The organism is Oryzomicrobium sp. (assembly GCF_036820405.1).
Lineage (GTDB): Bacteria > Pseudomonadota > Gammaproteobacteria > Burkholderiales > Rhodocyclaceae > Oryzomicrobium.
Map to the genome: position 1 here is coordinate 1 of NZ_DAISLS010000025.1, position 11,330 is coordinate 11,330.

The 11,330-nt window shown below is 65.3% G+C and carries 7 protein-coding genes and 2 tRNA genes; all 9 read left to right on the forward strand.

The annotated features are described in order from the left end of the window. The first annotated feature begins 112 nt into the window (after window positions 1–112). Entirely contained in the window at window positions 113–1,900 is a 1,788-nt protein-coding gene (locus V7Z98_RS17640; protein ID WP_334159400.1) for a methyl-accepting chemotaxis protein, read from the forward strand. Between the two features lie 310 nt (window positions 1,901–2,210). After that, a complete protein-coding gene (gene tig, locus V7Z98_RS17645; protein ID WP_293266513.1) occupies window positions 2,211–3,512 on the forward strand; it encodes a trigger factor in 1,302 nt (433 codons plus the stop codon). Window positions 3,513–3,668: 156 nt separating this feature from the next. Next, window positions 3,669–4,295, forward strand: coding sequence for an ATP-dependent Clp endopeptidase proteolytic subunit ClpP (clpP, locus tag V7Z98_RS17650; RefSeq protein WP_293266511.1), 627 nt, complete (start codon window positions 3,669–3,671; stop codon window positions 4,293–4,295). Between the two features lie 98 nt (window positions 4,296–4,393). Then, window positions 4,394–5,659 (forward strand): ATP-dependent Clp protease ATP-binding subunit ClpX, encoded by a 1,266-nt coding sequence (gene clpX, locus V7Z98_RS17655; protein ID WP_293266509.1) that lies wholly within the window; start codon window positions 4,394–4,396, stop codon window positions 5,657–5,659. Between the two features lie 153 nt (window positions 5,660–5,812). Continuing rightward, window positions 5,813–8,230 (forward strand): endopeptidase La, encoded by a 2,418-nt coding sequence (gene lon / locus V7Z98_RS17660; RefSeq protein ID WP_293266507.1) that lies wholly within the window; start codon window positions 5,813–5,815, stop codon window positions 8,228–8,230. A gap of 218 nt (window positions 8,231–8,448) precedes the next feature. After that, entirely contained in the window at window positions 8,449–8,721 is a 273-nt protein-coding gene (locus tag V7Z98_RS17665; RefSeq protein WP_293266505.1) for an HU family DNA-binding protein, read from the forward strand. A 25-nt stretch (window positions 8,722–8,746) separates the two neighbouring features. Continuing rightward, window positions 8,747–8,822: transfer RNA gene (locus V7Z98_RS17670), tRNA-Val, on the forward strand. A gap of 18 nt (window positions 8,823–8,840) precedes the next feature. Then, a tRNA-Asp gene (locus V7Z98_RS17675) sits at window positions 8,841–8,917 on the forward strand. 162 nt (window positions 8,918–9,079) lie between these two features. Then, window positions 9,080–10,990, forward strand: a complete 1,911-nt coding sequence (locus tag V7Z98_RS17680) for a SurA N-terminal domain-containing protein (RefSeq protein WP_293266503.1) — start codon at window positions 9,080–9,082, stop codon at window positions 10,988–10,990. The last annotated feature ends 340 nt before the right edge of the window (window positions 10,991–11,330 follow it).

Sequence of the window (11,330 nt, forward strand, 5' to 3'; positions counted from 1 at the left end):
AGGCCGGCCGCGAGGCCTTCCGCGCCGGCCGCATGCCGCGCAAGTTCTACAGCGCCGATCCCAGTTCCCCCACCGAGGGAATGATTGGCGGGGGAGGGGGGCGGTGAGCACCATGGGCGCCTTCTGGCGGCTCTACGACCTGAGCGAGCGGGTGCTGTGGAATTCCCTGACCCGCAAGTTCGCCAGCCTCTTTCTGGTGAACCTGTTCCAACTGGCGCTGCTGGTCCTCACTTGGCGCGCCCGGCAGGCGGTGGCCCGGGACGGCAGCGCCGCGGCCCTGGCGGAGCTGGATGCCCTGCTGGTCTGGAACGCCGTCCTGCTGGCGGCGTCGGTGGCCTACGTGGCCTTCACCGTGTGGTACTTCCGTTTCCTGATCGTGCGCCCCCTGCGTACCGTGATCGGCATCTTCGACGAGATCGGCGCCGGCATCGGCAACCTGTCCCGGGACCTGCCGGCGTCGACCCACGACGAGCTGCGCCTGCTGGCCGAGTCGTACAACCGCTTCCTCAAGAAGATGCGCCACCTGCTCAACAACGTGCGGCTGATGACCTTCCGCATCGGCATGGATACGGCGCTCACCCGGCGCAACCTGTCCGAATCGGTGGCCGGCGCCCACCGCCAGGACCAGTTGGCCGGCCAGGTGCGCGCCGCCAGCGACCAGGCCACGGCGGGCATCGGCCAGGTCAGCGACGAAACCCGGGCCATCGCCCGCACCACCCTGGCCAACCTGGAGATGGCGCGCACCTCCAACGACGAGCTGGGGGAGGCGGCGCGGCACATCAACGCCATCAGCGACCGGGTGGGGCGCTTCAACCACACGGTGGGGGACCTGAGCGAGCGCTCGGCCAGCATCCGGGCCATCGTCGCCCTGATCCAGGGCATTGCCGACCAGACCAATCTGCTGGCCTTGAACGCCGCCATCGAGGCGGCCCGGGCCGGAGAGGCCGGCCGGGGCTTCGCCGTGGTGGCCGACGAGGTGCGGGGCCTGGCGGAGCGGGCCAAGGGCGCCTCCGCCGACATCGCCCGCAACATCGACGGGATGCTAGCCCTGGTGGGCGATACGCGCAGCGAGACCGCCCGCATCACCGACGACGTGTGCCTGACCCGGGACGTGGTGGACAAGGCCGCCGCCAATTTCGCCCTGCTGATGGGGGATTTCGACCGCACCGCCGCCAGCCTGTCGGGCATCGCCCGCACCCTGGAAGGGTTTGCCGCCAGCAACCGGACGGTCAACGACAACATCGCCGTGATCGGTGCCCTGAGCCAGGAGGTGAGCGCCCGCCTGGACCACAGCCAGGGCGTGGCCGACGAGCTGGAGGGGGCGTCCGGGCGCATTCAGGAGATTGTCCTGCGCTTCATCGTCGGCGAGGGGGAGTTCCACGAGGTGATCAACACCCTCCAGCCCGCCGCCCGGGAGCTGGCTGGCGTGCTGGAGGCGGCGGCCGGGCGCGGCATCGACGTTTTCGACCAGGCCTACCGGCCCATCCCCGGCCGAGGGTCGCCTGGGCCGGCGCAATTTTCCACGGCCTACGACGCTGCCGTGGAAGGGCCGGTCCAGGCAGTGCTCGACCGGGTGCTGGAGCGTTTTCCCTGGGGGCGCTTCTGCGTCCTGGTAGATCGCAACGGTTACGCACCCACCCACAACCGCCGCTACGCCCAGCCTCCCTGCGGCGATCCGGCCGTGGACCGGGAGCGCTGCCGCGACAAGCGCCGCTTCGACGCCCCGGACGCCCTGGCGGTGGCCCGGGCCAGCGGCAAGCCCTTCATCGTGCGCACCTATACCCGGGACAACGGCGACATCCTCACCGAGGTGACCGTGCCGGTGGCCGTGGCCGGCCGGCATTGGGGGGCGCTGCGCTACGGCTTCGACCCGAGCGGTTGGCCCCTGGCGGAGGATTGACGCGGGTTCGCCCCAGGTTTTCCCCCGGCCGGCCGGGGGCGTGCCCACCCGGGCGCCCCGGCCGGGCTTGGCCGCTTGCCCCGCCGTGATAGAATCCGGCCTCTTGCGGCTTTGCCGCGCGCTGGAAAAACCGTGGGCGGGCCGCTCGGCCGCCGTCTTCGGGTATCCAGCCACCCCTAGTTTCCCCGGGTGCCCGGGCCTTGCGCCCGCACCCGTTATCTTGCGGATCTTCCGGCGCCGGGCCTCGTTTCCCGCTTCCCGCGCCGGCATGCCGGTTCATTTTTTCGGATTACTGCACCAAGGACATTTCATGGAAAACACCCAAGTCGCCAACGCCCTGGAGCGTCGTCTCGATCTGACCATCAATGTGGCCGACCTGGACAAGGATGCGGATGCGCGGCTGAAGAAGATCGGGCGTACCGTCAAGATGCCCGGCTTCCGTCCCGGCAAGGTGCCGTTCAACATCCTCAAGCAGCAGCACGGCCACCAGGCCCGCCACGAGGCCCTGTCCGAATCCCTGGACCGCGCCTTCGGCGAAGCCGTCACCGCCCAGAACCTGCGCGTGGCCGGCTATCCCCGCATCGAGCCGAAGGATTCCGCCGACGCCACCCAGATGGCCTTCACCGCCATCTTCGAGGTCTATCCCGAATTCAAGATCGCTGACCTGGCCGGTAAGGAAATCGAGCGTCCGGTTCTCGACGTGACCGCCGCCGAAGTGGACCAGACCCTGGAAATCCTGCGCAAGCAGCGCGTCTACTACGAGAACGCCGAGCGTGGCGCCCAGAAGGAAGACCGCGTGGTGATCGATTTCCTGGGCAAGAAGGACGGCGTGCCGTTCGACGGCGGCCAGGCCAACGATTATCCGTTCGTGCTCGGCCAGGGCATGATGCTCGCCGACTTCGAAACCGCCGTGGAAGGCCTGAAGGTGGGCGAGTCCAAGACCTTCGACCTGACCTTCCCGGCCGACTACTTCTCCAAGGATCTGGCTGGCCAGACCGTCCAGTTCGACATCACCGTGAAGCAGGTGCAAAAGCCGGTGCTGCCGGAAGTGGACGGTGAATTCGCCAAGATGATGGGCATCGCCGACGGCGACGTGGAAAAGATGCGCGCCGAGGTGGAAACCAACCTCAAGCGCGAAGTGAAGAAGCGCATCGAATCCCGCCTGAAGGACCAGGTGATGGACGCCCTGGTGGAAACCAACCCCATCGACGTGCCCAACGCCCTGGTCGAGATGGAAGTGCAGCGCCTGATGCAGGCTGCCCGCGCCGACATGGAAGCCCGCGGCATCAAGGCCGACCAGATGCCGGTGCAGCCCGAGTGGTTCGCCGAACAGGCCAAGCGCCGCGTCACCCTGGGCCTGATCCTGGCCGAGCTGGTCAAGACCGAGAACCTGGAAGCCAAGATGGAACAGGTCAAGGCCAAGGTCGAAGAAGCCGCCCAAAGCTACGAGAACCCCGAGGAAGTGGTACGCTGGTACTTCAGCAATCCGCGTAACCTGGCCGAAGTGGAAGCCATCACCCTCGAAGACAACGTGGTCCAGTGGGTGCTTTCCAAGGCCAAGACCAGCGACAAGGCCGTCGCCTTCGACGAACTGATGGGCGCCAAGGCCTAAGCCTGGTTCCTCTGTTCCCGCCGCCGGCCGGCAGCGGACGCAGTCGCCGCGCAGTCACCGATGTGCCGATCCGTTGATTCAGCGCTTCGTCGATTTCGCAGCTAATATCTGACCGGGCGCCCCAAAATGGGGCGCCCGGTCAACTTGGAGACCTCGATGGACTTCGAAAGCAACTGGAATCCCCAGGCCCTCGGCCTGGTCCCGATGGTGATTGAGCAGAGCGGCCGCGGCGAGCGGGCCTACGACATCTATTCCCGCCTGCTGCGGGAGCGGGTGGTGTTCCTGGTCGGGCCGGTCAACGACGCCACCGCCAACCTGGTGGTGGCCCAGCTCCTCTTCCTGGAAGCGGAAAACCCGGAAAAGGACATCGCCCTGTACATCAACTCCCCTGGGGGTTCGGTGACTGCCGGCATGTCGATCTACGACACCATGCAGTTCATCAAGGCCGACGTTTCCACCCTGTGCATCGGCCAAGCCGCCTCCATGGGTGCCTTCCTGCTGGCCGCCGGGGCCAAGGGCAAGCGTTTCGCCCTGCCCAACTCCCGGGTGATGATCCACCAGCCCCTGGGCGGCTTCCAGGGCCAGGCGTCGGATATCGCCATCCACGCCAAGGAAATCCTCTCCATCAAGGATCGCCTCAACGCCCTGCTGTCCCAGCACACCGGCCAGCCGGTGGAACGGGTGGAGAAGGACACCGATCGTGACAATTTCCTTTCTGCCCAGGAGTCGGCAGAATACGGACTGATCGACAAGGTTCTGTCGAGCCGGTCCGACGTGGCTTGATGCGGCCGTAGGGCCGCCGTTCATATCCGATAAATCGGCGGGGGCGGGCTTTTTTGCCCGCTTGCAGTGCACCCGCCTTCGACAGGGGTAAGCGCCACATGTCCGAGAAGAAGAACGGCAGTGAAAAACTGCTCTATTGCTCCTTCTGCGGCAAGAGCCAGCACGAGGTCAAGAAGCTCATCGCCGGTCCTTCGGTGTTCATTTGCGACGAGTGCATCGAGCTCTGCAACGACATCATCCGCGACGAGATCGGTGCCGAGCAGGGCGCCAAGGGCGGCCGCGGTGAATTGCCCACCCCCAAGGAAATCTGCTCCATCCTCGACCAGTACGTGATCGGTCAGGAGCAGGCCAAGCGCATCCTGTCCGTGGCGGTGTACAACCACTACAAGCGGCTGCGCCACCACGGCAAGACCGACGAGGTCGAGCTGGCCAAGAGCAACATCCTGCTGATCGGGCCCACCGGCTCGGGCAAGACCCTGCTCGCCCAGACCCTGGCCCGGCTGCTCAACGTCCCCTTCGTCATGGCCGACGCCACGACCCTGACCGAAGCCGGCTACGTCGGCGAGGACGTGGAAAACATCATCCAGAAGCTGCTGCAAAAGTGCGACTACGAGGTGGAGAAGGCCCAGCAGGGCATCGTCTACATCGATGAGATCGACAAGATCTCGCGCAAGTCCGACAACCCCTCGATCACCCGCGACGTTTCGGGCGAGGGCGTGCAGCAGGCACTGCTCAAGCTGATCGAAGGCACCGTGGCCAGCGTGCCACCCCAGGGCGGGCGCAAGCACCCGAACCAGGACTTTGTCCAGGTGGACACCACCAACATCCTGTTCGTCTGCGGCGGCGCCTTCGACGGTCTGGACAAGGTGATCCGCAACCGCTCCGAAAAGGGCGGCATCGGCTTTGCCGCCGAGGTGAAGAGCCGCGACACCAAGAACGTCACCGAAACCCTGCGCCGCGTCGAGCCGGAAGACCTGATCAAATTCGGCCTGATTCCCGAGCTGATCGGTCGTCTGCCGGTGGTGGCCACCCTGGCCGAGCTGGAAGAGGCGGCCCTGGTGCAGATCCTGGTCGAGCCGAAGAACGCTCTGATCAAGCAGTACCAGAAGCTGTTCGGCATGGAAGGCGTGGAGCTGGAAGTGCGCCCCGGCGCCCTCCAGGCCATCGCCCGCCGCGCCCTGGAGCGCAAGACCGGCGCCCGGGGCCTGCGTTCGATCCTTGAAGGCGTGCTGCTCGACACCATGTACGAGCTGCCGGGCATGGAGAACGTGACCAAGGTGGTGATCGACGAAAACTCGATTACGGGTGACGCCAAGCCTCTGTTGATCTACGCTGATCAACCCAAGGTATCCGGTTCCAACTGAGCCGACACCCGCCGCCGCCAGGCGGCAAGCGGCCGCAAGCAACGGGGAGCCCAGGGGTTCCCCGTTGTCGTCTCAAGCCATCCTTGCGGCTGCACTTGAAAAAATTCCCGGTTGCCCCCATGTTGGAGGCAAACCCTAACGCAAGGCCATGCCATGTCTGAATTGACCCCCCCGACCGAGACCGTGGAACTGCCGCTCCTCCCCCTGCGAGACGTGGTGGTGTTCCCCCACATGGTCATTCCGCTGTTCGTCGGCCGGCCCAAGTCCATCAAGGCCCTGGAAGCCGCCATGGAAGCGGGCAAAAGCATCCTGCTGGTGGCCCAGAAATCGGCTGCCAAGGACGACCCGAATCCCGAAGATCTCTATCCCATCGGCTGCATCGCCAACATCCTGCAGATGCTCAAGCTGCCCGACGGCACCGTGAAGGTGCTGGTGGAAGGCAGCCAGCGCGCCCGCGTGGTGTCGGTGGACGTGCAGCAGTCCCTGTTCATCGCCGTGGCCGCCCCGATCACCCCCGAGGAAGAGGGCGACCACGAGATCGAGGCGATGCGCCGTGCGGTGATCGCCCAGTTCGACCAGTACGTCAAACTGAACAAGAAGATTCCGCCGGAAATCCTCACCTCCATCGCTGGGATCGAGGAAGCCGGTCGACTGGCCGACACCATCGCCGCCCACCTGCCCCTCAAGCTGGAGCAAAAGCAGGACGTGCTGGAGCGCTTCGACGTGCGCGAGCGCATCGAGAAGCTGCTCGCCCAGCTGGAGGCGGAAATCGACATCCTCCAGGTGGAAAAGCGCATCCGCGGCCGGGTCAAGCGGCAGATGGAGAAGAGCCAGCGCGAGTACTACCTGAACGAGCAGGTCAAGGCCATCCAGAAGGAACTCGGCGAAGGCGAGGACGGCGCCGATCTCGAAGAGATGGAAAAGAAGATCAAGGCCGCCGGCATGAGCAAGGAAGGCACGGAAAAGGCCATGTCCGAGCTCAAGAAGCTCAAGCTGATGTCGCCCATGTCCGCCGAAGCCACGGTGGTGCGCAACTACATCGAGACCCTGACCGGCCTGCCCTGGAAGAAGAAGACCCGCATCAGCAAGGACCTGGGCGGTGCCGAGACCATTCTCAACGCCGACCACTACGGCCTGGAGAAGGTCAAGGAACGCATCCTCGAGTATCTCGCCGTGCAGCAGCGCGTCGACAAGCTTAAGGCGCCGATCCTGTGCCTGGTCGGCCCTCCCGGGGTGGGCAAGACCTCCCTGGGCCAGTCCATCGCCAAGGCCACCAACCGCAAGTTCGTGCGCATGGCCCTGGGCGGCGTCCGTGACGAGGCCGAGATTCGCGGCCACCGCCGCACCTACATCGGCTCCATGCCCGGCAAGATCCTGCAAAGCATGACCAAGGTGGGCGTGCGCAACCCCTTCTTCCTCCTCGACGAGGTGGACAAGATGGGCCAGGACTTCCGCGGCGATCCTTCCTCGGCCCTGCTGGAAGTGCTCGACCCCGAGCAGAACCACACCTTCCAGGACCACTACGTGGAGGTGGACTTCGACCTGTCCGACGTGATGTTCGTGGCCACCGCCAACAGCCTGAACATTCCGCCGCCCCTGCTCGACCGCATGGAGATCATCCGCCTGTCCGGCTACACCGAGGACGAGAAGGTCAACATCGCCGTCAAGTACCTGCTGCCCAAGCAGATGAAGAACAACGGCGTGAAGCCCACCGAACTGACGGTGACTGAATCCGCCGTGCGCGACATCATCCGCTACTACACCCGGGAAGCCGGTGTGCGCGGCCTGGAGCGCGAAATCTCCAAGATCTGCCGCAAGGTGGTGAAGGCCCTGGTGATGAAGAAGAAGGACGGCAAGGTCCTGGTCAATGCCAAGAACCTGGACAAGTACCTGGGCGTGCACCGCTACACCTTCGGCGTGGCCGAGAAGGAAAACCAGGTGGGCCAGGTCACCGGCCTGGCCTGGACCGAGGTCGGCGGCGAGCTGCTCACCATCGAATGCGCCGTGGTGCCGGGCAAGGGCGTGATTCAGCGCACCGGCTCCCTGGGCGACGTGATGAAGGAATCCGTGGAAGCGGCCCGTTCCGTGGTGCGTGCCCGGGCCCAGCGGCTGGGCATCAAGGACGAGGTGTTCGAGAAGCGCGACATCCACATCCACGTGCCCGAGGGCGCCACGCCCAAGGACGGCCCGTCCGCCGGCATCGCCATGACCACCGCCCTGGTGTCGGCCCTGACCGGCATCCCGGTGCGCTGCGAGGTGTGCATGACCGGCGAGATTACCCTGCGCGGTGAAGTGCTGGCCATCGGCGGCCTCAAGGAAAAGCTCCTGGCGGCGGTGCGCGGCGGCCTGAAGGTGGCCCTGATCCCGGACGAGAACGTCAAGGACCTGGTGGACATGCCCGACTCGATCAAGAACAAGCTCGAGATCGTGCCGGTGAAGTGGATCGACCAGGTGCTCGAACGGGCCCTGGAACGCACCCCCGAGCCCCTGCCCGACGCCGAGCCTGCCGCAGCGGTGCCGGCATCGGCCGAGCCCGCCGCTGGCGAAGCGAGCGGCGTCGTCACCCACTGACGACTACCCGCCCGGCGCCATTCGCCAACGCCGCTCCCGCATTATTCGCGGGGCGGCGTTTTTCTTTGGAAAGTCTTTTTTCGTCAACGGCTTGGCGTTTTGATCACAGCCCGAGGTATTTGCCCCCGGCGCCCCGGAAATCCGCTTGACATAAGGATTTTCGCGGGGCTATAAAAAGCGTGCAGGTTTCCTGTCAACCAACTACGTAGGGGGCTTACGTGAACAAATCCGAACTGATCGAACAAATCGCCAAGTCGGCCGAGATTTCCAAAGCTGCCGCTGGTCGCGCCCTGGATGCCACCGTGGCCTCCATCAAGACCAGCCTGAAAAAGGGAGGGATGGTGACCCTGGTGGGTTTCGGCACCTTCTACGTGGGCAAGCGCGCAGCGCGTGGGGGCAGGAACCCGCGTACCGGCGCCGCCATCAAGATCAAGGCGGCAAAAGTGCCCAAGTTCCGCGCTGGCAAAGCCCTCAAGGATGCGGTAAACTAATCGACTTAGCCTTTCCCGGCGAAGTGGGTGCTTAGCTCAGTTGGTAGAGCGTCGCCCTTACAAGGCGAATGTCGGCGGTTCGACCCCGTCAGCACCCACCACTAACGGGATCGAGGCCTGGAGCGGTAGTTCAGTTGGTTAGAATACCGGCCTGTCACGCCGGGGGTCGCGGGTTCGAGTCCCGTCCGCTCCGCCAGATAACATAAAAAAGGCGAACGAAAGTTCGCCTTTTTTATTGGTTTTGCAGCCCAAGCGCCGCTTTTCCCGGTTTTAGCCCGAATCATCCATTTTGCCGGGCCGTTCCGGCGCCGCCGAACGGCATCCCAAAGCCCTGCACCTCCGTCCGGAGCCGTGAAACATGTTTGATGCTGTCCGCAACAACAAGCGCGTCGTCCAGGCCTTCCTCGTCCTGATCACGCTTCCCTTCGCCTTCTTCGGCGTCGAATCCTACGTCCGCAACGCCGGCGGCGGCGACGACGTGGCCAAGGTCGGCAAGACCAAGATTTCCCTCCAGGAATTCCAGCGCGCCTACCGGGAGCAGCAGGAACGCCTGCGCGGTACCCTGGGGGCGAACTTCGACGCCAAGATGTTCGACACGCCCGAGGCCCGCCTGAGCGTGGTCAACGGCCTGATCGACCAGCGCCTGCTGCTGGTGGAAGCCGCCAAGAACCACCTCTACGCCAGCGACGCCCAGCTGGCCCAGGTCATCACCCGCATTCCCGCCCTGCAAGAGAACGGCAAGTTCTCCCAGGCCAAGTACGAGGAAGCCCTGCGCGCCCAGAACCTCACCGTGGCAGGCTTCGAGGCCCAGTTGCGCCAGGACCTGACCCTACAGCAGATCGTTGGCGCCGTGGCCGATTCGGGCCTGGTGGCCAAGGCCCAGGCGGCCCAGGTGCTGCGCATCCAGCTGGAAAACCGGGAGGTCGCCTCCTACCTGATCAACCTCGCCTCGGTGGCTTCCAAGATCAAGGTGGACGACGCCGCCGCGCGCCAGTACTACGACAGCAACGCCGCCCAGTTCCAGCTGCCCGAGCAGGTCAAGGCCGAGTACGTGGTGCTCTCCGCCGACGCCCTGAAGGGCCAGTCCAGCGTTTCCGACGCCGACGTCAAGGCCTGGTACGACAGCCACCAGGACCGCTACCAGCAGCCTGAGGAGCGTCGCGCCAGCCACATCCTGGTGATGGTGGACGCCGCCGCGCCCGCTGCCGACAAGGACAAGGCCAAAGCCAAGGCCCAGGCCCTGCTGGCCGAGGTCAAGGCCAATCCGGGCAAGTTCGCCGAGATCGCCAAGAAGGATTCCCAGGACCCGGGCTCGGCCGCCAACGGCGGCGACCTGGGCTTCTTTGCCAAGGGCGCCATGGTCAAGCCCTTCGAGGACGCCGTATTCTCCCTCAAGGAAGGCGAGGTTTCCGGCGTGGTGCAGTCCGACTTCGGCTACCACATCATCAAGCTGACCGGCATCAAGCCGGGCAAGGTCAAGTCCTTCGAGTCGGTCAAGGGCGAGATCGAAGCCGAGCTGAAGGCCCAGTCCGCCGGCCGTAAGTACGCCGAGGCCGCGGAAAACTTCAGCAACCTGGTCTATGAGCAGTCCGACAGCCTCAAGCCGGCCGCCGACAAGTACAAGCTCGCCATCCAGACCACCGGCTGGTTGAGCAAGGGCGCCGCGGCCGCCGGCGCCGCCCAGGCCGCCACCCCAGCCAACCCGAAGGTGCTGGAGGCCCTGTTCTCCAACGACGCCCTCAAGGACAAGCGCAACACCGCTGCCATCGAAGTGGCCCCCAACACCCTGGTCGCCGCCCGGGTGGTGGAGCACAAACCGGCTGCCCAGCGCCCCTTCGACGAGGTCAAGGCCGCCATCGTCGAACGCCTGACCCGCCAGGAAGAGCAGAAGCTGGTCAAGCAGGAAGGCGATGCCCAGCTGGCCAAGCTCCAGTCCGGCGACGACAAGGTCGCTTGGAGCCCGGTCAAGTCCGTCTCGCGCATGACCGCCGCCCAGCTGTCCCGGGAAGCGGCCCAGGCCATCTTCAAGGCCGACGTGAAAAAGCTGCCCGCCTATGTGGGCGTGGAGCTGCCGGGCAACGGCTACGGCCTGTTCAAGATCACCAAGGTGGAGCGTCCGGAGAAGGTCGAGGACGCCCAGGTGAAGGGCCTGCAAGAGCAGTACGCCCAGTTCGCCGCCCAGCAGGACACGGCGGCCTACCTGTCGGCTCTGCGCAAGAAGTACAGCGTCGAAATCAACAAGTCGGCTCTGGAAACCAAGGAGCGCTGAACGCCGGGTTTCACGCCGTCTCAGGCATCAAGCAAACAGGCCGGGGTTATTCCCGGCCTGTTTGTTTTTGGGGTGTTGCCTGCCAAGTGATGTTCTCTGGCGAACCATCAAGCTGCCCTAAGTTGCCCCAAGAAGGGCGAATTGCTTGGGGAGTCGCTGGCGGTTTCACCGGGCGTGAGTGCTGGTGTTGTCGCTGTGTTTCGCCCTGACGGCGAGTGGCTTTCTTTTGCGTCGCCTGTACGGGCCGATGAGGCCGGCCCGTCAGTGCCCTGCGCGGCTCGCCGTCCCGGGCCGGCTGCGCTGCTCGGCGGGGGCGAAGGGGGGAGGGGGCCGTGCCGGC